A 21,505-nucleotide genomic window follows, 5' to 3' on the forward strand; every position below is an offset into this window, starting at 1 on the left:
AGATATTTCTGATCTTCCATTGACGAGACCCTTGCTATGGAACACCAACCTCTGACTCATCCGGTCGCCGCCGCTCCTGTGCGCGTCAATCGGGGTGTTTCGCCGACGACGCGTGCCTGGATTTTCCTTTCGCCGTCGATGCTGTTTCTGGGCGTATTGATCGCCGCCAGCCTGCTGGTACTGCGCATGAGCGTGGGCACCAAGGGCGCGGAATGGACCGGGTTCAGCCTGGCCAGTTACGCCCAATTGCTGGAACCGTATTACCTCAAATCCTTGCTGCTGACCCTGCGCTTGGCGTTGATCAGCGCGGTGATCGCGGTCGTGTTGGCGATCCCGGTGGCCTACACCATGTCGCGGCTGACCTCACCGTTTGTGCGACGGATCTTCCTCGCCGCGGTGCTGCTGCCTTTGCTGGTCAACCTGCTGCTGCAAAGCTACGGCTGGCTGGTAATTCTCGGCCCAGGCGGGATGCTCAATCAGGCGCTGATGGGCCTGGGCCTGATCAAGCGCCCGATCATGTTGCTCTACAACCAGAACGGCGTACTGATGGGCCTGGTGCAAACCGCGTTCCCGTTGGCCGTGCTGCCGATTGCCAGCGCCATGCGCGGCGTCGCCCGTACTTATGAAGAAGCCGCTGCAACGCTAGGTGCCAGCCGTTTGCAGGTGTTCCGTCAGGTGGTGCTGCCGATGAGCATGCCGGGGATCATCACTGGCGCGACGTTGGTATTTGCCTACAACGCCAGCAGCTTCGTGGTGCCTTTGCTGCTCGGTGGCCGACGCGTGCCGATGCTGGCCGTGATGGTCCATGACCAGATCGCCCCGCTGATGAACTGGCCCGCCGCCTCCGCTGCCGGTGTGGTGTTGATTGTCACCACGCTCGCGATCATGACCTTGTCCGAATACATCACTGGCCGCCGTCGGCGCATGCTGGAGGCTTCGCAATGAGTACCCTGATCAAGAAACGTTATGGGCTGCTGCCGGGCGAGACCGGCAAATTCGCCGGCATCCTCTCGGGCTTCATCCTGCTGCTGGCGGTGTTGCCGATCCTGACCATGATCGTAATGTCGTTCAGCGGCTCGTCGAACCTCGACTTCCCGCCGAGCAGCTATAGCCTGCAATGGTACAAAGCGGCCTGGCACACCTTCGTCTCGCCGGACGCCAGCGACGTGCTGAGCCTGGGCAAAGCCATGACCACCAGCCTGATGGTGGCGTGCCTGACCATGGTGTTTGCAACGATCATCGCAGTGCCGGCGTCTTATGCGCTGACCCGTTGCGAGTTCCGCGGCAAAGCCGTGGCGCTGCAACTGATGTCGTTGCCGTTGGTGTTTCCGATGGTGGTGTTGGGCCTGGCGTTGCTGCTGGTGTTCGACAGCCTGCCGTTCCAGATGACCACCTCACGGCTGGTGATTGCCCACGTGATCCTGGCGCTGCCGTTCGTGGTGAAAAACTGCACCGCCGCGATGCTCTCCATCGGCAGCGAAGTTGAAGAGGCCGCACAGATGCTCGGTGCTTCGCCGACCCGGGCGATCATCGATGTGGTGGTGCCGCTGATGAAGTCGGGGATTCTGGCGGGGATGCTGCTGGCGTTCATCGTCTCGTTCAACGAATTCACCGTGACCTACTTCCTTTACACCATCGACGTCATGACCGTGCCGATCTGGATGTACAGCCGCACCGTGTCTTCGCTCGACCCAACCGTTTTCTCGTTTGCCGTGCTGATCGTGCTGATCGACTTCGTCCTGATCTGGGCGTTGGAGAAGCTGGTTGGTGAAGGTGGCGTTTCGTTCTGATTCTTGAGGTGCAACATGACTGGTCTGATTCTGGAAAACGTCGAGAAACATTACGGCTCGGCCTGCGCGGTAAAGGATGTAAACCTGCATTTGCCCGAGGGCAAACTGGTGTGTTTCCTCGGCCCGTCGGGCTGCGGCAAAACCACCTTGCTGCGCATGATCGCAGGGCTTGAAACCCTGAGCGGCGGCGAGATTCGCCTGGACGGTGAAGACATCGGCCATACGCCTGCGCATCAACGTAATTTCGGCATGGTGTTTCAATCGCTGGCGCTGTTTCCGCACATGACGGTGGGGGAGAACATCGCCTATCCGCTGAAACTGCGTGGCGTCAGCAAGGCTGATCAGCAGGCGCGGGTGGTGGAGTTACTGCAACTGATTCAGTTGCAGGAAATGATCGACCGTCCGGTGTCGAAACTCTCTGGTGGCCAACGTCAGCGCGTGGCGATTGCCCGGGCGATTGCGAATCACCCAAAAATTCTGCTGCTCGACGAACCGCTGTCGGCGCTGGACGCCAAGCTGCGTGAATCGATGCAGGTGGAAATCCGTCAGCTGCAACAACGCTTGAACATCACCACCATCATGGTGACCCACGACCAGCGTGAAGCCATGACCATGGCGGATATCGTTGTGGTATTGGGTGAGCATCGCGTGCAGCAGGTGGGCACGCCGATTGAGATTTATCGTCACCCGGCCAATGAATTTGTCGCGGACTTTATCGGCTCGGGCAATATCTTCCCGGCCACCGCGCTGGGCAACGGCAAGATTGGGCTGCCGGGTGGCGATGCGCTGGAAGTGCCGATCTGCAGCAGCATCGTGGTCGGTGAGAAAGTGAAGATGCTGATTCGCCCTGAAGACCTGCAACTGTCGCATCCACAGGCCACGGCGGGGAATCGGTTGCTTGGTAAGGTGACGTTTGTGCGTGATATTGGCGCGACAATTGAAACGACCGTGGAGTGTTCCGGGGTGTCGTTTACGGCGTTGAGTACGCCGTGTCAGGGGTTTGGGTTGAGCATTGGCAACCCAGTGTCGGTGACGTTGCCGGCTGATGCGTGCCGAGTACTCGGCGCCTGACTTTATAGGTGGATTGACTGTACTGGCCCCTTCGCGAGCAAGCCCGCTCCCACATTCGACCGAGTTCCTTCATGAGAATACGGTCGAATGTGGGAGCGGGCTTGCTCGCGAAGAGGGCGGTACATCCGACAAAAATCTCAGTTAGACCGTCAACCGCAACCGCGCCAAATCCCTTAACGGCGGCGCCCCAAACAATCGGCTGTACTCCCGGCTGAATTGCGAAGGGCTTTCATACCCCACCCGATACCCCGCTGCCGAAGCCTCCAAGCCTTCCGCCAGCATCAACCGCCGCGCTTCTTGCAGGCGCAGTTGTTTCTGATACTGCAACGGACTCATCGCCGTCATCGCCTTGAAGCGGTGATGCAACGTCGACACACTCAGGTTCACTTCCTTCGCCAGATCATCGATGCGCAGCGGCTGTTCATAGTTGCCGTTGAGCCATTTGATCGCCTGGCTGATGCGATGGCTCTGGCTGTTGGCGATAGCGATTTCGTATAACCGATGGCCCTGCTGACTGCGCAACAACCGATAAAGAATCTCCCGGCGAATCAGCGGTGCGAGCATGGCGATGTCTTTCGGTGCATCCAGCAAACGTGCCAGACGCAACACCGCGTCGAGCATCGCGGTGTCGATCCGTTCGACATACAAGCCGCGCCCCGTCGGCCGGGTGGGCACACTAAGAGGGCCGGCGTCGGCAATCAGCGCAGTGATTTCCGCCGGGTCGATATCCAGCCGCACCGCGAGGATCGGTTCTTCAGACGTGACATTCACCACACGCCCGCTCAGTGGCATCGAGACCGACACCACCAGGTAATTCAGCGGATCGTAGTTGAAGTACTCATCGGCCAGCCTGACCTCTTTACGGCCCTGCGCCATGATGCACAGCGCGGGTTGCGCCAGTACCGGGGCAAATTCATGGGACTGGCTATGGCGAGACATGAAGAGCGAGCCGACGGCAGTCGCATAAGTGCCATCCTCCGCCGTGTTTTGGCGAATGATAGCGGCCAGTTCCGCGCGCTGTTTCTCCATGTCGGCGTCCAGCGGGGCTTGAAAGTGATCGAGCGACGACATGCTAGGCATCCTCGGCAAGGCGTTGGTAATGAGGCGAGCTTAAGTTTGTGCAAGATGAAGCGGTAGACACATCCTGCCTCAACCTTGCCTGATTCTGCACGGAGTGAATTAACGGCACCTCTATGACAGGGCAACCCAAGGAAAACTTGCTTGAAAGCCCTGTTTCATTGGCGCGAAAGCTTTTACAGGTTGTTACAGGTTTTTCGAGAAGCCGCGCAGGATTGTGCAATAAGCCGGCAGGAATCGACTAACCGCGCTTCCACCGGCGCGCTTAACCTTTGATCCTGTCGCAGCCCGTCCCACGGCTGCCACTCGAGTACCTGGGAGGGTTGAACATGTCTACGCAGATCCCCGTCAGTCATATGGCCTTTGTCCGCGCCCGCGCCGGGCGTTCGGCGGAACTCGGTGCGCGCCTGAGCGCCTTGATCGAGCCGTCCCGCAGCGCACCGGGTTGCCTGAATTTTGCCCTGCAACATTCGCAGTGCGATCCGGAGTTGTGGCTGGTGTCCGGTTTCTGGATGAACCAGCAGGCCATGACCGCTTACTTCAGCACCCCGGCCATGCAGATTTTTGCCGGGTTGGTGCAAGACCTGGTGGTCAACAGCCTGGATTTTCATACCTTCAAGGACGTGTCGGCCGCCCAGGCGCTGGGGCAGTCTCAGTCGTGGGTACACAAAATGGCGGGTTGAGGGTTTAATGGCTCAATTCTCCATTCAGCCAGGATCCGCGACATGGCACGCAAAGCCTTTGAAACCTTCGAAGCCGTATCTGCCGTAGTACCCCGTGAAGGTGGTTATCACGCCGCAATCGCCACCAAAGCCATCGGTGGTTCGGGTGCGCCGCGCTTTCACAAGCTGCTCGAAGAACAGACCTTCAAAACTGCCCGCGAGGCCGATGAAGCCGCTGCGCTGCAGTTGACACACCTCAAAGACGTCAGCGAAGACGGCGACCTGATCTGGTAATTACCTTTTCGCCCCCGGGCGATACATCTTGAACAACGCCTCAGGCCCCAGCTGGAAATAATCCGCTGGCCCGCCGCCGCGCAGAATCGGTTCTGCCGCGGCGGTGTCGTACACCCCATCCTTCAACAGCCATTTGGCGATATGCACGGCGACCACTTCGCCGAGAATCAGCCAGCTCGGCACCACGTTGCCATCGGCCCGCTGCAACTGAATGATCTGCGTGACCTTGCACTCGAAGGACACCGGGCTTTCGGCGACGCGCGGCACCTGAATGATTTTCGACGCTGCCGGGGTTAGCCCGGACAACTCGAACTCGTTGACCTCGGGCGGGGCCATGGCAGAGCTCTGGTTCATCTGCTCGGCCAGTGGCCGGGTCGCCAGGTTCCAGACGAATTCGCCGGTCTGTTCGATGTTATTCAGGCTGTCTTTGCGCCCGACACTGGAAAACCCAATGATCGGCGGAATGTAGTTGAACGCGTTGAAGAAACTGTAAGGCGCCAGGTTCAGGCGGCCATTGGCATCCTGAGAGGAAATCCAGCCAATGGGACGCGGGCCGACGATCGCATTGAACGGATCATGCGGCAGGCCGTGGCCGTTGGCGGGTTCGTAGAAGTGGATGTCGTCGGGCATGGCGCGGGGTTCCTGAGTTCGGTTTGTAGCGAAGAGGGCCATAGTGCAAGCGGTGGCCAGCAATTTCCAGTGTGGCAATGACGGCGCATTGGCTTGTGTGACAGTTTTTTCATAAAGCACCTACCTAATTTTCACGGCCTCACCTTCAGTCTGCGCGGCGTCCAAAGCCTGAGAAACGGCTGCCCTGACTATTGGAGCTTTACCCTCGATGAACAAACTTCCTCAAATCACCCTGGCGTTCTGGGTGATGAAAATCTGCGCGACGACCCTGGGGGAAACCGCCGGCGACTTGCTGTCGATGACCCTCAACGTCGGTTACGCCATCAGCTCGCTGATTTTGATCAGCGTGTTCGTACTGACGCTGATCACACAACTGATGTCCAAAACCTACAAACCGGTGCTGTACTGGATCGTGATTTTGTCGACCAGCACGGCCGGCACCACCATGTCTGATTTCATGGACCGCACCCTTGAGTTGGGCTATGCCACGGGCTCGATGATCCTGATTGCGATTTTGATAGGGATTTTTGCTGCGTGGCGCTTGAGCGGCGATTCGCTGAACGTCACCAAGGTCCAGACCTTTCGCGGCGAGATGTTTTACTGGATGGCGATACTGTTTTCCAACACCCTGGGCACTGCGCTTGGCGACTACCTGGCTGATGACTCGGGTCTCGGTTTTGCCGGTGGTGCACTGCTGATCGGCTCGACCATTGCGGTGGTGGTGTTGCTCAAATACTTCACGAAGATTTCGTCGGTGCTGCTGTTCTGGGTGGCGTTTGTGCTGACACGGCCGTTTGGCGCGACGTTGGGCGATTTCCTGACCAAGCCCCATGCAAAGGGTGGGCTGGATTTCGGCACCATCGGTTCGTCGTTGGTGTTGGCGGGGATTCTGGTGGTGATGATTGCGGGGGCTTCGATCGTGCAGAGCAAATACACGAAGCAGGAAGTTGCCGAGTTGTCTTGAAACCGAGTCGCGGCATTCGCGAGCAAGCCCGCTCCCACAGGTTGACCGAGTTCTTTCAGAAGAATGGGGTCGAATGTGGGAGCGGGCTTGGTTCGGGCGGCGTTCCGACGAAGAGGCCGGTACAGCCGACCTCGATGTGCCTGTCAGTCCGTTTCGATCCGCGAATGCTTGCGGGTGTCTTTCATGGTCACGTAGACCAGCAACGACACGGCAATACACGCGGTGACATACCAGTAGTAACCGGTTTCCATGCCGATGCTCTTGAACCACAGTGCGATGTATTCAGCGGTGCCGCCGAAGATCGACACGGTCAGCGCGTACGGCAGGCCGACGCCCAGGGCGCGGATTTCGGTCGGGAACAGTTCGGCTTTGACCACCGCGTTGATCGAGGTGTAGCCGCTGACGATGATCAGCGCCGCCATGATCAGGAAGAACGCGCCCCACCAGGTCTGCACGGTGTGCAGGGTGGTCAGGATCGGCACGGTGAACAGCGTCCCGAGAATACCGAAGGCAATCAGGATTGGCCGGCGACCGACTTTATCCGACAGCCCGCCAACAAGCGGTTGCAAGCACATGAACAGGAACAGCGTGGCAGCGGAAATCGTGGTGGAGTCGGAGATGCTCATGCCGACCGTGTTCACCAGATATTTCTGCATGTACGTGGTGTAGGTGTAGAACGCCAGGGTGCCGCCCATGGTCAGGCCGACCACGGTCATCAGTTCCTTCGGATGACGCATCAAGGTGCGCATCGCGCTTTCCTTGGCCTTCTCTTTCTTGGTGAACGACTCGGTTTCTTCCATGCCACGACGCAGGTACAGCGCGACCACGGCACACAGCGCGCCGATGGCGAACGGGATGCGCCAGCCCCAGGCGTACAGCTCTTCAGTGGTCAGGGTCTGTTGCAGCACGATCAGCACGGCCAGGGCGATGAGCTGACCGGAGATCAGGGTCACGTACTGGAAGCTGGAGTAGAAACCGCGACGATCCTTGGTCGCCATCTCGCTGAGGTACGTTGCCGAGGTGCCGTACTCGCCACCGACCGACAGGCCTTGCAGCAAACGGGCGAAAATCAGCAGGATCGGTGCGCCGATGCCAATGGTTTCATAACCCGGGCTCAGGGCGATCAGCAGCGAGCCGAAACACATCAGGTACACCGAAGCCATCAGTGCTTTCTTGCGACCTGCCTTGTCGGCGTAAAGGCCCATCAGCCAGCCACCGATCGGGCGCATCAGGAAGCCCACGGCGAAGATCGCGGCGGTGTTCAGCAGTTGTGCGGTGGTGTCGCCTTTGGGGAAAAAGGCCTTGGCGAAGTACAGGGAGAAGGCGGCGTAGACGTACCAGTCGTACCACTCGACCATGTTGCCGACAGAGCCGCTGAAGATCGATTTGATGCGACTGGCAGTGGTTCTTTCTTTGGCAGGCGTAGCTGCCGACCCAAGAGGCAGGGTTTGTGAGTTATCCATGACGGATCCTTCATTTAATTGTTTTTGTGGAGCGCGTTGAAACGCAGCCTGCTTGGGCTATAGCAGGAGCTGTGCCAAGGGGAGGAGGGCCGGTTTAGAGGGGTTTTGAAGATTTCGTGAGCGGAAATCCGCTTATTCTAAGTTGGGTGTGAGCGGAAAATCGCCGAAAGATCAAAAGATCGCAGCCTTCGGCAGCTCCTACGTTAGATCGGAGTACACCCTGTAGGAGCTGCCGAAGGCTGCGACCTTTTGATCTTGACGGTCGATTACACAAACATCTCGCGGGTCAGGCCATGCCGCTGCATCTTTTCATTGAACGTGCGGCGCGGCAGTTGAAGTTCTTCAAGTACCGCTTTCACATCGCCCTTATGCCGGGTCAACGCCGCGCGCAGACAATGCGCTTCAAACGCTTCCTGCTGCGCCGCCAGCGATTGCCCAGGATCAATCCCCACCGGTTCCGGCTCGCCCAGTCCCAACACTTGTCGCTCAGCAACGTTCGCCAACTCGCGCACATTGCCCGGCCAGTCGTGGCTCAGCAGGTGGCTCAACTGCGGGCCGCTCAGCGGTGGGAAAGTGCGCCCCAAACGCTCGGCGGCATTTTGTGCAAACGACTCGAACAACAGTGGAATGTCTTCACGCCGCTCGCGCAACGGCGGCAGCCGCAACTCGGCCACGTTCAACCGATAGGCCAAATCCTCGCGAAAACGTCCGGCCCGGGCTTCGTCCAGCAAGTCGGGTTTGGTCGCGGCGATGATTCGCAAATCCACGCGGATGCTCTGATTCGAGCCCAACCGCTCCAGCTTCTGCTCCTGCAACACCCGCAGCAATTTCACCTGCTGGGCCAGCGGCATGCTTTCGATTTCATCGAGAAACAGCGTGCCGCCATCGGCGTATTCGAGCTTGCCGATACGTTTGCCTGAAGCGCCGGTGAAGGCGCCGCTTTCGTGACCGAACAGCTCGGCCTCGAACAACTGCTCGGGGATCGCCGCACAGTTCAATGCCACAAACGGTTTGTCGGCCCGCGGACCAAAGTCGTGCAGGCAACGGGCAACCAGTTCCTTGCCGCTGCCGGTTTCACCGCGAATCAACACATTGACCGGCAGCGTCGCCAGGTCCAGCACTTGCCGACGCAGTGTCTGCAAACCACGGGACACGCCCAGCAACGTCGCATCGAGTTTGGCGCGGTTGTCCGCCTGCTCGTGCAGGGCGCGGTTTTCCAGCACCAGCCGCCGCTTGTCCAGCGCGCGGCGCAGACTGCCTAGCAGGGTTTCAGGGCTGAAGGGTTTTTCAAGGAAGTCGTAGGCGCCATCGCGCATCGCTTCGACCGCCATCGGCACATCGCCGTGACCGGTCAGCAGAATCACCGGCAAGTCGGCGTCGCGCCGCTGAACCTCGGCCAGCAGTTCCAGGCCGGTCATGCCCGGCATGCGCACGTCGCTGAGGATCACCCCGGGGAAATGCTTCGGCAGCTGCGCCAGGCACTCATCGGCGCGGCTGAACAACTGCACCTCGAACCCCGACAGGCTCAGCCATTGTTCGACGGCGCTGCGAATACTGCTTTCGTCGTCGACCACCATCACTGAGTTCAGCATGAGCCAGGGGCCTCCAGGTCGATGGGCAAGGTCACGGTGAACACCGCGCCGTTTGCATGATTGTTGGCGCTCAGGCGTCCGCCCGATTCGTGCACGATGGCAAAGGATACGGCCAGCCCGAGGCCCAGGCCATCACCCACCGGTTTGGTGGTGAAGAACGGATCAAACACGTTGGCCAAGTGCTCTTCGGCAATGCCGCCACCGTTGTCGGCGACGGTCAGGCGCCAGAGTTGTTCGTCGGCTTCGATACGGATTTCCAGGCGCTTGCACGGTTTATCGTGCATCGCATCCAGGGCATTGCGCAGCAAATTGATCAGCACCTGTTCCAGACGAATCGCATCGCCACGCACCCAGGCCGGGCGAGTCAGGTGCAGCACCGTGCTGACCTGTTCATCGCGCAACCTTGTGTCGAGCAGCTGCAACGATTGGTCCACCACCGACGCCAAATCCAGCCGTTCGCGTAAACCGCTGGGGCTTTTGCGGGCGAAGGTTTTCAGGTGACCGGTGAGGGCGGCCATGCGCGTCAGCATGTCATCCACCGGTCTGAGTGCTTTGTAGGCGTCATCGACCCGGCCGTGATCGAGCAGCAGCCTCAGAGTAGCAAGCTGCATGCGCTGGGCGGTCAGCGGCTGGTTGATTTCATGGGCCAGCGCCGCAGACATCTGGCCGAGTGCGGCGAGTTTGGCCGATTGCACCAGACCGTCCTGAGCGGTGCGCAGGTCGCGGGTGCGTTCTTCCACCAGTTGTTCGAGCTCTTCGCGACTGCGCTGGCGCAGCTTGGCCAGACGCCAGCGCTGATTGAGGAACAGCAACAGAAACACCACCGCCAGCCACAACCCGGCGGCGGCGAGCCCGGCGTTACGGCTGTCTTCGAATGCGACTTGCGGGCGGCGCAGCAGGTGCAACGTCCAGCCTTCAGTGCTCAGCGGCAGCGATTCCCACAGGTAATTGGCCGTCCCGTCAGGGCCCACGACCCGCGTCAGATCACTGTTGTCGTCGAAGCGCCGCACCGATTGATACTCGAGCGGGGTCAGCGGTTGTTTGTCGTATTGGCGGGTGGCCTTGAGCTCCGCGTGATCGCTGTCACTCAGCGGTTTCAACAGGCGATAGCGCCAGCCCGGCTGGTTGGCGATGAAGATAATCCCGCGTGCATCACTGACCAGCAGCGTGTCGCTGCCCTGACGCCATTCGCGCTCCAGTTCCGGAAATTCGAGTTTCACCACCATCGCGCCGAGGAACTGGCCGTCGTCACCGGTAACCGCGCTGGACAGGAAGTAACCGGGAATGCCGCTGGTCACGCCCACCGCGTAAAAGCGCCCGGTGCCCTGGGTGCGTGTCTCGCTGAAGTAGGGGCGGAAACCGTAGTTGTGACCGACGTAACTGCTGGGCAAACGCCAATTGCTGGCGGCCACCGCCAGACCGGTGTGGTCGAGCAGTTCCAGGGTCGAGGATTGCGCCGCGCCGTTGATCTTTTCCAGTTTGCGGTTCAGTGCGTCCTGCTGTTCGGGCGTCACCGGTCCGTTGAGCGCGGAACGCAACTCCGGGTCCAGCGCGAGCACGGCGGGCAGGGCGCGGTAGCGGTCGATCAGGGTGTGCAAAGAGTTGGCATACAACGCCAATTGCTGATTGGCGCGGGCGGCGTCTTCGACCAGGGCCTGGCGTTCGGCATGACGCACGGCAAGCCCGGCTGCCAGCGCGGCACCGGCGAGGATCAGCAAGGTGTACAACGTCAGACGCAGGGTACGAGAGGTCGGCAGCATGCTTGTCGCAAACGCATAGAAGGTCGGGGCCGGCACCATAACATGGAGTGACGGCGGCCAATCGGTTTTTGCCCGGCACGTCAGGCGGCGTGCTTTTCAATGAGGTGCCGGGAGACTCTGCCCACCAGGTTTCGTGGGTGTGTCGTTCTACGCGGTTGATTCGCTGTTTCTTCGTTGAAGATTCTGTATCAGTTTTCTGGGTTTGGGGACGGGCCTGCTGGATGCATGGGTCGCGACTTCGTCAGCCTGTTGTGCCAGCCGATCACTAGCACCCTCTGCCTCGCTTGGCACGTCAACAATGGTTTGTGCTTTCTCCAGCACCTGAGTAATTGCCTCAAAAGGGTTGATACCGCTATTCAGCAGTTTCATCGCCTCACGTTGATTTTCGGAGGTGAGTTCCTCCAGCTGCGTGTAAAACAGGTTCTGAATTCGTTCTGGGTAGGCGTTGATGCTGTCTGAGAAATTTTTGATTTTTTCGAACATATCGCGGCCACCGCTGACAAGACTTTGTGCCCCATCGATGACTTTGTTCGTGGTGTCGACAGCAGTGTTCAAGCTATCTTTGATTTCTTGGGTATGTAGCGTCTCCGCCAGCTTCAGGCCTTTCTTGAAAAAGTAATACCGCACCAACGGCATTGCAATGGCGCCTACAACTGCCCCGATAGCGCTGCCAATTGCATTACCGATGCCGGGCACTGCAGAACCCAGTATTCCTCCTACAGTAAAGCCCGCGGAGGCGCCCGCGGCCATAGCTCCAAACCCATGTTTGGATTTAATGAATTTACCCAGCGTCATGCTCTGCCGGACCTCGGCAATATCGGCGCCTTCGGGAATGAGGCCGTCGAATTTAGTGGCCAGGTTGTGTATCTGGTCGACAGCGTTTTTGGCTTTGCCAAGTACGCCGACGAAACCCTCCGCCAGTTCAAACACCGCTTTGAATGTGCCTGACTTGTCGACGTACAGAAGCGGGTTGTTGCCGACCATTGCATACAGGTTCAACCCATCCACAGCCCCCGCCGGGTCTGCACTGACCCATCGTTGCAACCACGGCGCGTAATAGCGTGCGCCGTAGTAGTACAGCCCGCTGTCATCCATTTCCTTGCCTGAATAACGGATGGTTTTGTAGTCGACGTCCACCTCGCTTCCCCGCGCATACCAGGCCGTGGCGCCGAACGGGTAATAACCTTCCTCGCTGATCACCTGTGCATTTTGATCGAGCTCCAGCGCGCAGGAACCCAAATGATCGTCGAGGCTGTAGCGCAATTGATCGGCGGCGATGTTGGCGGGTTTGCCGCTGACCCAGTGCAGGCAACGCACGCTGCCGTGCCCGCCGGGCAGGGTGATCACGTGCAGTTCTTCGCTGTTGTCGCGGGTGCGGATTTCCAGCCCCGGGAGGTAGATCACGTCCTGGAAATGGCTGAGCGATGACGTGTGGGTTTCATGCCGTTTGTACACGCGCACGCCCTGGCTGTAGCGGTAGAACTCTTCGTCATCGGGTCCATTGTCGCGTTTGACCAGCGTGACCGATGCCAGCTGATCATGGCTGTTCCACTGCAAGGCTTTGCCCGGTTGCAAGTCTTGGAGATTGCCGTGGCGGTCGTACAACTCGGGAAAATCGGGTACAGGATCCCCCTCTTTCCAGCGCACACCTCGGTTGCTGGCAGGGTCGATGAATATCTCGCGGGTCTGTGAGGTGCCCGCCCGCACGTGACGCAGTTTGATCAGGTTACCGCCGTGATCGTACTCATAGTTTTGTTGGTAGTTGAGCCGATTGTTGGGATCGCCGGGTGAGGGCCGGCCCGGAATATCTGACGGCGGCGCATCGTCGTAACCGGTGGCGCGGGTCAGCCGGTACAGCGAGTCATAGGTGAAGTTGCGGTGGCCGTCGATGAGTTGGTTGGCGAAGTAAATCGGTTTGAACGCGTGGTCTTCGATGTGGGTGATGTTGCCAACGCGGTCGTAGAAGTACTCGAGGTTTTGCAGCGCCGGCGCGGCGTTTTTTTGCGCACGTTGTGTGGACAGGCGTCCAGTGGCCGGGTCGTAGGTCCAGGTGCTCAGCACGTCGTTGCCGGCGCGTTGTTCGATGATCTGGCCGGTGGCGTTGTACTCCGCGTCTTTGAGTACCGGTTGCCAGTTCGGGCTGCCTTTTATCCGCAGCTCAACCTGCTGGAGCTGCCCGGCAATGTCGTAACGCGATTGTTGCTGGTGGTCACCGGCATCGGTCTGGCTCAGCACCGTGCCGAGGGGGCCATAAATCCGGCTACTGCGGTAGGGCTTGCTCTCGAGCAGGGTTCGGGTGTCGCGCAGCGGCTGTCCGAGCAGGCTGTAGCTGTCGAGACTCAAGGTGCCGGAGCGGTCGAGCTGCTCGGTCAACTGACCGCGCAGGTTGTGGGCGGGATCGGCGGAGGCATCGGCATAGGTAAAGGTTTCGACGTTGGGCTCACCGTCTTCCTCGATGCTGAGCGGGCGCAACAGAGCGTCGTAGGTGGTGCGCCAATGACTGCCGCGTTGGTCCCAACGCATCAGCACTTCCCCGGCCAGGCCTGGAAGGCTCAGACGCCAGCCGGCGTCGACGCTGTCGACTTTCAGCGGTTCGCCGGAGAGGTGGTAGACCGTGACCAGGTTGGGGACTATACCTAACAGGCGCGGGTCCGATTGTTCGAGCAGTCGCCCGGCGGCGTCGTAGTGCTGGCGGGTGATCAGGGTTTCCACCGGGCCGGCAGCGACAGTGCGCAGATAAGCCACCTGGCGGACCGGCAGGCCCCGGCTTTCATTCACCGTGAGCGAGGGCGTGCGCAGGTGGACAGAACTATCCATTGTTGTTCCACCAGTTGACCAACCTGGAGCGACTTGCGGAGGCCGGATGAGCTTGCCGTCTTAAAAACTGATTATCCGTGGTACCCATCTCTTTGTAGGCGGCGATCCCTCCTTGAGCGTGTGTTATGTCGGCAAGGACGGCGCTGGTTTGCTGGCGCAAGGCTGACCGGCTAATCGGTGCCAAGTCTTCTCTGGATGTCATGTGGTTGACATTGGGAAGCAAGTTGGCCGGGAAGATAACGTCGGTTCCCAATGCATCGAAGGCCGCTTCGCTCCAGGCTGAACGCTGCTCAACAGCCGTTTTCCACTCGCTGAGCATTGTCTCGATTTTGCCGATCTTGACCGGATCGAGCCGGTTCTTGATGTCTTCGGCTTCGATGGCGCGAGCAAACATATTGAGAGCGCCGGGGATGATCGATATCACCGAGGCGATCACTCTGTTCATCATAAATTCAGGGTTGAGGACTGCGTTGAGCGCCGGGTTGATCAGCTCACTCTTTACGTCTTTCCAGCTGTTTATTTCGTTAACTGCACCAGTGATGCCTAACTGGCGATCAATCGCACCAACGGACATCTTTGAGGTTTGCGGAATAAGTGGGCCAAACGACCCCGTGCTGGTCGTTATCGGGGCTGACATCGCGCTGGCCACATCCCCGCCACCGTTGCCGCCGATCAGCGCGTTTGGATCCGCGAACGGGATTGTATGAGAGGCATTTGGCAGAACGGCGCCCACTTGCCCGCTACCTATAACACCCCCCTCATAGCCAGCGATCCCCTGAGCTACCTCGCCGACCATATTCACTGCCAGACTTCGTAAGGGGCTCTTCTGCTGGATGATGTTGTGGAGTTGCCCAAGTGTCTGCTCGGCATGACCACCAAGGGTGGAAATAAAACCCGCGTAGAGGGAAATCACGCTTTCTGCTTTGGTTCCTCCCTCAGGATCCACATAGCGCAACGGGTTGTTCCCGACAAACCCATACAGATTCAACCCGTCCACATCCCCCACCGGGTCGGCACTGACCCAGCGCTGCAACCACGGTGCGTAATAGCGTGCGCCGTAGTAATACAGCCCGCTGTCATCCATTTCCTTGCCCGAATAGCGGATGGTTTTGTAGTCGACGCCCACCTCACTTCCGCGCGCGAACCAGGCTGTGGCGCCGAACGGGTAATAACCTTCCTGGCTGATCACTTGCGCATCATGATCGAGTTCCAGCGCGCAGGACCCCAAGTGGTCATCGAGGCTGTAGCGCAATTGGTCGTCGGCGATTTTTGCGGGTTTACCGCTGACCCAGTGCAGGCAACGCACACTGCCGTGTCCGCCGGGCAGGGTGATCACGTGCAACTCTTCGTCGTTGTCGCGGGTGCGGATTTCCAGCCCCGGCAGGTAGATCACGTCCTGGAAATGGGTCAGCGATGGCGTGTGGGTTTTATGCCGTTTGTACACGCGCACGCCCTGGCTGTAGCGGTAGAACTCTTCGTCATCCGAGCCGTTAGTGCGTTTGACCAGCGTGACCGAATCCAGCTGATCCAGGGCGTTCCACTGCAAGGCTTTGCCCGGCTGTAAGTTCTGGAGGTTGCCGTGAAGGTCGAACAACTCGGAAAAAACCGGAGCAGGATCTCCCTCTGTCCAGCGCACACCGCGGTTGCTGGCAGGGTCGATGAACATCTCGCGAGTCTGCGAAGCGCCCGCCCGCACGTGACGCAGCCTGATCAGGTTGCCGCCGTGATCGTATTCATAGCCTTGTTGGTAGTTGAGCCGATTGTTGGGGTCGCCGGGCAGGGGCCGTCCCGGAATATCCGACGGTGGCGCATCGTCGTAACCGGTGGCGCGGGTCAGCCGGTACAGCGAGTCGTAGGTGAAGTCGCGGTGGCCGTCGATCAGTTGGTTAGCGAAGTAAATCGGTTTGAACGCGTGGTCTTCGATGCGGGTGATGTTGCCGACGCGGTCGTAGAAATACTCCAGGTTTTGCAGCGCCGGTTCGGCGTTTTTTTGCGCACGTTGCGTGGATAGGCGTCCATCGGCCGGGTCATAGGTCCAGGTGCTCAGTACGTCATTGCCGGCCCGTTGTTCGGTGATCTGGCTGGCGGCGTTGTACTGCGCGTCTTTGAGCACCGGCTGCCAGTTCGGGCTGCCTTTTAGTCGCAGCTCAACCTGTTTGAGCTGCCCGGCAACGTCGTAACGCAACTGTTGCTGGTGGTCACCGGCATCGATTTGGCTCAGCACGGTGCCGAGCGGGCTATAAATTCGGCTGCTGAGGTAAGGCTTGCCCTCGACCAGAATTCGGGTGTCGCGCAGGGGTTGTCCGAGTAAACCGTAGCTGTCGAAACTCAAGGTGCCGGAGCGGTCGACCTGCTCGGTCAATTGGCCGCGCAGGTTGCGGGCGGGATCGGCAGAGGCGTCAGCGTAGGTAACGGTTTCGACGTTCGGCTGGCCGTTTTCCTCGATGGCGAGGGGGCGCAACTGAGGGTCGTAGGTGGTGCGCCAATGACTGCCGCGTTGATCCCAGCGCTGGAGCTCTTCACCCGCCAGCCCCGGCAGGCTCAATCGCCAACCGGCATCGACGGAATCGACTTTCAGCGGTTCGCCGCTAAGGCGGTACACCGTGTTCAGGTTGGGCACGATACCGAACAGGCGCGGGTCCGATTGTCCGAGCATTCGCCCGGCAGCGTCATGCCACTGTCGGGTAATCAGAGTTTCCAGCGACCCGTCAATGACCTTGCGCAAATAGGCGACCTGGCGAATCGGCAACCCCCGACTATCAATGACCGTCAGGTTCGGGGTGCGCCAATGGACCCCGGTCGTCATGACTTGCCTGCCTTCAACCCACTTTCAGGCGGCGCAACGTAGGTGTCATTAAAGTCCAGCTTGGTGGCGTACCAGGGATGGATGATCTCGAGCGCGACATCTCCTTTGGCGTTGATGACTTTGTGCTGGCGACCCAGCACGTCGTAAAAGTTCTGATCGTGATGGCCGAACTCACGGAAGGAATGGTCATTGATATAGCGATGTCCATTGGCGAAGTAAGGGCGAAACACCCGAACAGCCAGTCCTTTGTTGTTGTATTCCACACGTTCGCTGACGCGCCAGCGTTGATCGGCGTGCGCGACTTTTGGCTTGCCGTCTTCAATCACCAGCTCACCGTTTTCCACCACAAAAGCCTGTCCCGGCTCGACCAACTGTTTGGTCTGCAGTGGCCGACCGAAACCATCCACAAAGGCTTTGACGATCTGGATTTGCTGCAGCTCATCATCCCAATAACGGTCAGCAGTGAGGACGACGCTGTGCACCGGTTCGCGGGGAGTCGAGTGGATCAGGTCGAGCAGCGCTTGTTCAGGCGCAGTCAGGGATTTGAGCCGGGACAGGCGACGGCGGGCGCTGGCGCGAATATGCAGGGTGGGTAGCACGTAACCTTGCGCAATCCAGGTGGTCAGCCAGTCAGGTGTCTGCCTGACGGAATGGGGGAGTTCGCCCATCCAGCTGAACAGGTCCTTGCGCAATACGCTGGCCGCTTTTTGCAGGGCGCCTTTCGGATCTTCGATGGCAGGGTCCGGACGATGGTCCACGGGACGTATGTGTTCATCGATGGGGCGAAAACCAACGTCTTTGTCGTCTTCAGTGCCATAAAAACTGATGGCAAGGGGTTGTCCGGACGGCTCGTAAAGGGCTTCCTCGACATTGTCATTGGCATCAATGCTGCGCATGAGTTGCAGCGCGTGATAGTCATATTCGAAACGGGCTTCGCACCCGTCCGGCTGCGTGATGCTTTTCGGCAGCAAACAGTAGGCGTCGTAACGGGCTGTCGTGATGCCGTAACTGGGCGTTTCGTTGTACTCCATCACTTTGTAAAAACTATCGAACTCGCCGTACTTGGCAAAACCATACCGGGACGACCATAGATTTCTCTCCTTGTCCTCTTCCTTGTCTGCCTCCTCGTCTATCCCCAGCACCAGAGGCATGGCCGAATAGCCGATTTTTTCCAGTTCGTCCCGAATAACGAGCGACGGCACCGTGTCGTAGGCTTGCAGTGCTGTCTTGTCCAGTTGTGCGAGTTCCAACGGAGCCCTCAGCGCTTCGAAATCGGCTTTGCCATCGGCAAGTACTGTTCGATCGTCAGTCTTGAGGTAGCGATGTACCGACTGCGTGGTCAGCAGCCTCTGTGCGGCCCATTCGGGCGTGGCGTACAGCTCGATAAACCGTTCATGGGAGATATCTGCCGGGGTAAGTCCTGCGGGGGCCGTCCCCTTGGGCAAGACCATTGCGTTGCCCCGTTGCAGATAGGGCAGACCCAGTCGCCAGCCTTGCAGGTCCTCCTTCAAGTGAATGAACTCGGTGCGGGATTCGTTCAGGTAATACGACTGTTGCGCCGGGTCATGGGCATCAAGCCACCATTTCTGTTCATCGACATCGTCAAAGGGCGGTTCATCAATGGAGGTTCTGCGCCGTGCATAACTGACCGTAATGGTATGCACAGGCAGACCGAACTCGTCATGGCCCAAGGTGATTTCATGTCGGCACAGCGGGTCATTCGCGAAGCGCTCGTACTGGTAGCTGATCTTCTCCAGTTGCAAGGGCAGCATGATGGGGTAAGCGTCATGGTCCCCTTTTTTGCGCAGTTCGCGGACCTTGTAGCGGCTTTCCTCTACGGCGAAAGGCACTGCCGTGGCCAGGTCATCGTCGGCGGCGTAGGTTTCGACCCGCAACACCGACCCGGCGAGGGTGCGGGCGATTTCGTGGGCGCTGGCTTCGTCGGCGGGTGGGACGGGATCATCAAAGTGGTCGTTGCGGTGATACCGGCAAAACAACGTGGGTTTCAAGGCAAGGGCATCGGGATCACGATTGAAGTAGCCATCGCGTGGCAGGTCGATCAGCCGTCCGGTGTGAAACCAGGTGCAGACCAGCGCCGGGGCGGTAAAACCGATGTCGTCTGCACGTGCGGCAGTTTCGCTGTCTGTCTGGCGCAGCAGGCCAAAGCCGCGAAACTCGCGGTTTCGGCCATCGTAATAACCGTGCAAATACTGAAAAAACTGGTTCAAGCGGTTGCCGGTGATTTCATCGAGCTGGCTTTGTTGCTTGACCACGGGCACCGGGAACGGCAAGTAGGAAATCGGGAAACGCTTGAGCTTGAGTATCCGATTCTTTTCATCCAGCCATTCCTGTGCCGAACTGCGATACACCACCTGCGTACTGCAACCCATGTTGTTGTTACTGGCCACCAGCATGTAAGGCTTGGCACTGACGAAATCGTAGCGCCAGTGCTGTGGCTTCATGTGTGGCACGGTCAGAATCAGGCTCGCGCACCCCAGGCCTTGCAGGTCGGCGAAGGTGACCTGGCACAAGTTGTCGTAACGGATGCCGTCGGGCCAGAGGACCGTGACAGGGAACTGCTCCAGGCCATTGCCGCCGTGATTCAAATAGATCTCGAAACAGTCGGACCTCAGATAAATCAGTGCCGGTGCACCGGAGCCGTCGAGGTCGGCAATCCGCACCCGCGCCGCGTCGAATGTCGCGTAGTCGAAGGTCGGGCCACTCATGACAAAACCCTTGCCGAACCGACCGTGGCCCAGGTTCGGCCAGCATTTGATTTCGTCATGCCGGATGCGGCACAACTCGCTCATGTCGCTGCCCAGCAAGTTGCCCAGCATCACCAGTTCGCTACGCGAGTTGCTGAACAGCGGCAAGCGATCGGTGTCCGGTTCGTGCTCGACGTCCTGACCCGGGGCGAAACCATCCTCACGTCGATTGGCGTACAGGCGCACGCTTCGCGGGCCGATCAGCGCCATCGAGCTGAGCCCGTCGCCCATCAAGTCGCCAGACTGTGAAAGCGTGTGGAAAAACTCCACCGGGAACGCCGTAAAGGGAATGAACCCTGACCAGCTGCGATCGGGGTTGAGGGTGTGGAAACCGCTCATGCCGGGTGAGGCGAGGATCCAGTCAAGCCGACCATCGCCGGTCAGATCGGTCAACGCCTGATAGGTCGGTTGATTGCGATCGGCCACGGGAATTCTGGACAGTTCTGTCCATAGGCCATAGTGGATGTCGTCGGTGCCCGTGGGCGCACGCAAGGGTTCGCGGTAATACCAGCTCTTGTCGTAACGACAGATAAATCCGGGCACGCCTTCACCGAACAAATCAACGCACTGATGGTGCGCGCCGTCCTCGATGCCGGGCATGTTTTGGAACGGGAAGAACGGACTCGACTGCTGATTGAGTTCGAAGCCTGAATAGTCGAACTCCACTGGCGGCATGTTTTCCACGGCGCCACTGGCGTCGTACGTCTGATAGTGCGCCGCCACTATTTGACTATAGGACCAGAGCGCAGTGCTGGGCGGGTAATCAAGTACCAGGCGTCGAACCAGCACCGGATCGGCCCCTAAATCGGGAATTTGATGAAACATCAACACTTGTTGGCAAAGGCGGCGAGTGCCCACTTCAAAGCCTTGACCATAGGAGGAAAAGGGGTCTGAGCGCATCAGCCATGGATCAAGTGTGTCGCCGTCATAGACTGGCTTTTCCGTCAGGGCTTTAGTGCGCTCGCCGTAGTCAAACACCAGATGGAAGTGCCATGATGGCGGCGCTAATCTCAGAATGTTCCAGCCATACAAGTGGCTGCTCGCCTCAAAGTTGCCATACAGCACGCGATGCAAGTAACGCTGAGCCCGGTAGTCGTGTGGCAGACCCGAGTCCTCAGACGAGTCCTCTTTTTTGTATTCGAAGCAAATGTGTTCACCGTGGGTGTTCATGCTTTCCTGCAACAACCAGGCACCCACGCGTTGCGGGTCCTGCGGATCAGCCCTACGTGAGGTGTCGGACTTACCGAACAGGTGAAGACTGCCGTCCGCACCGTGCACCAGCCAGAATCCTTGAGGGGTGACGTCAGAACGCCACAGCTCGATCAGATCGAACGAACTCTCGACCCGCGGCCAGTAGCGCACCACGCTGTGCACGCCAATGGGGTGCTCGTGGTATTGAGTCTCGATTCTGGACTTTGGCTTACCCTCGTCATCCAGCTCGGGCATCAACTCCTCGCCACCAGGGCCGACCATGATGTCAGTGGCAAGGTAATCGGGCGCGCCCTTGCTGGTCCGGCGAGTGATGGCACTGGTGCCCAAACGCCAGCCAATGCCGAACGGACCGTTACCGCCCTGGCTGTCATAGCTCAGCGCCATGACGGGATCGAAACCGCGCCCTGCTGAAAGGGGCAGCGGCAACTCGAATGAGGCACTGCCTGTCACGCCGACCGATCCCCAGCTTTTGCCAATCGTGGCAATGGAAGCACTCTTGGCGATGGAGGGCTCAGTGATGCTCAGGGACGCTTGCTCTTCCATGGAACTGATCCTGTGTCGGCTTGGCGCTCTCCCGTAGCAACGGTGTCGCGGATAGAGCG

14 protein-coding genes are annotated in these 21,505 nt (G+C 59.2%); 6 read left to right on the forward strand and 8 right to left on the reverse strand.

All coding sequences use genetic code 11. The annotated features are described in order from the left end of the window. Positions 1–36 precede the first annotated feature (36 nt). Genes ASC74_RS10670 through ASC74_RS10680 form a run of 3 tightly spaced genes read left to right on the forward strand, consistent with a single transcriptional unit; the run spans position 37 to position 2,861 of the window. Complete coding sequence (locus tag ASC74_RS10670; protein ID WP_046049702.1) at positions 37–945, forward strand: ABC transporter permease; 909 nt, start codon at positions 37–39, stop codon at positions 943–945. Continuing rightward, complete coding sequence (locus ASC74_RS10675; protein WP_056741352.1) at positions 942–1,790, forward strand: ABC transporter permease; 849 nt, start codon at positions 942–944, stop codon at positions 1,788–1,790. The genes ASC74_RS10670 and ASC74_RS10675 overlap by 4 nt, the downstream gene beginning before the upstream one ends. A gap of 15 nt (positions 1,791–1,805) precedes the next feature. Further along, entirely contained in the window at positions 1,806–2,861 is a 1,056-nt protein-coding gene (locus ASC74_RS10680) for an ABC transporter ATP-binding protein (RefSeq protein WP_056741353.1), read from the forward strand. A 141-nt stretch (positions 2,862–3,002) separates the two neighbouring features. On the opposite strand, the gene ASC74_RS10685 is transcribed toward ASC74_RS10680, so the two are convergent. Then, positions 3,003–3,932 (reverse strand): AraC family transcriptional regulator, encoded by a 930-nt coding sequence (locus ASC74_RS10685; RefSeq protein ID WP_056741354.1) that lies wholly within the window; start codon positions 3,930–3,932, stop codon positions 3,003–3,005. A 335-nt stretch (positions 3,933–4,267) separates the two neighbouring features. Between ASC74_RS10685 and ASC74_RS10690 the strand changes: the two genes are divergently transcribed. Continuing rightward, the gene (locus tag ASC74_RS10690) at positions 4,268–4,621 is read left to right on the forward strand and encodes a putative quinol monooxygenase (protein ID WP_046049698.1); all 354 of its coding nucleotides are present in this window, start codon (positions 4,268–4,270) and stop codon (positions 4,619–4,621) included. Positions 4,622–4,663: 42 nt separating this feature from the next. After that, positions 4,664–4,894, forward strand: coding sequence for a hypothetical protein (locus tag ASC74_RS10695; protein ID WP_056741355.1), 231 nt, complete (start codon positions 4,664–4,666; stop codon positions 4,892–4,894). On the opposite strand, the gene ASC74_RS10700 is transcribed toward ASC74_RS10695, so the two are convergent. Then, positions 4,895–5,524: a flavin reductase family protein gene (locus ASC74_RS10700; protein ID WP_056741356.1), complete on the reverse strand. Its 630-nt coding sequence runs from the start codon at positions 5,522–5,524 to the stop codon at positions 4,895–4,897. Positions 5,525–5,732: 208 nt separating this feature from the next. Here ASC74_RS10700 and ASC74_RS10705 point away from each other — a divergent pair, with 208 nt between their 5' ends. Next, on the forward strand, positions 5,733–6,488 hold the full coding sequence (locus ASC74_RS10705) for a COG4705 family protein (protein ID WP_056741357.1): 756 nt from the start codon (positions 5,733–5,735) through the stop codon (positions 6,486–6,488). Between the two features lie 143 nt (positions 6,489–6,631). Here ASC74_RS10705 and ASC74_RS10710 read toward each other — a convergent pair whose 3' ends face one another. The 6 genes from ASC74_RS10710 to ASC74_RS10735 all read right to left on the reverse strand — a co-directional run bounded on the left by ASC74_RS10710 (position 6,632) and on the right by ASC74_RS10735 (position 21,446). Next, positions 6,632–7,951 carry an MFS transporter gene (locus ASC74_RS10710; RefSeq protein ID WP_056741358.1) on the reverse strand — a complete coding sequence of 440 codons (1,320 nt, stop codon included), beginning with the start codon at positions 7,949–7,951 and terminating at the stop codon, positions 6,632–6,634. A 266-nt stretch (positions 7,952–8,217) separates the two neighbouring features. Continuing rightward, positions 8,218–9,543 carry a sigma-54-dependent transcriptional regulator gene (locus ASC74_RS10715; protein WP_056741359.1) on the reverse strand — a complete coding sequence of 442 codons (1,326 nt, stop codon included), beginning with the start codon at positions 9,541–9,543 and terminating at the stop codon, positions 8,218–8,220. After that, the gene (locus ASC74_RS10720) at positions 9,537–11,303 is read right to left on the reverse strand and encodes a sensor histidine kinase (protein WP_056741409.1); all 1,767 of its coding nucleotides are present in this window, start codon (positions 11,301–11,303) and stop codon (positions 9,537–9,539) included. Before ASC74_RS10720 ends, ASC74_RS10715 begins: the two co-directional genes overlap by 7 nt. Before the next feature lie 147 nt (positions 11,304–11,450). Continuing rightward, a complete protein-coding gene (locus ASC74_RS10725) occupies positions 11,451–14,120 on the reverse strand; it encodes an RHS repeat-associated core domain-containing protein (protein ID WP_056741360.1) in 2,670 nt (889 codons plus the stop codon). Further along, complete coding sequence (locus tag ASC74_RS10730; RefSeq protein WP_056741361.1) at positions 14,113–16,926, reverse strand: RHS repeat domain-containing protein; 2,814 nt, start codon at positions 16,924–16,926, stop codon at positions 14,113–14,115. Before ASC74_RS10730 ends, ASC74_RS10725 begins: the two co-directional genes overlap by 8 nt. Then, complete coding sequence (locus ASC74_RS10735) at positions 16,923–21,446, reverse strand: SpvB/TcaC N-terminal domain-containing protein (RefSeq protein WP_056741362.1); 4,524 nt, start codon at positions 21,444–21,446, stop codon at positions 16,923–16,925. The genes ASC74_RS10730 and ASC74_RS10735 overlap by 4 nt, the downstream gene beginning before the upstream one ends. Positions 21,447–21,505: the final 59 nt, after the last annotated feature.

Source organism: Pseudomonas sp. Root329, assembly GCF_001424925.1.
GTDB lineage: Bacteria > Pseudomonadota > Gammaproteobacteria > Pseudomonadales > Pseudomonadaceae > Aquipseudomonas > Aquipseudomonas arabinosi.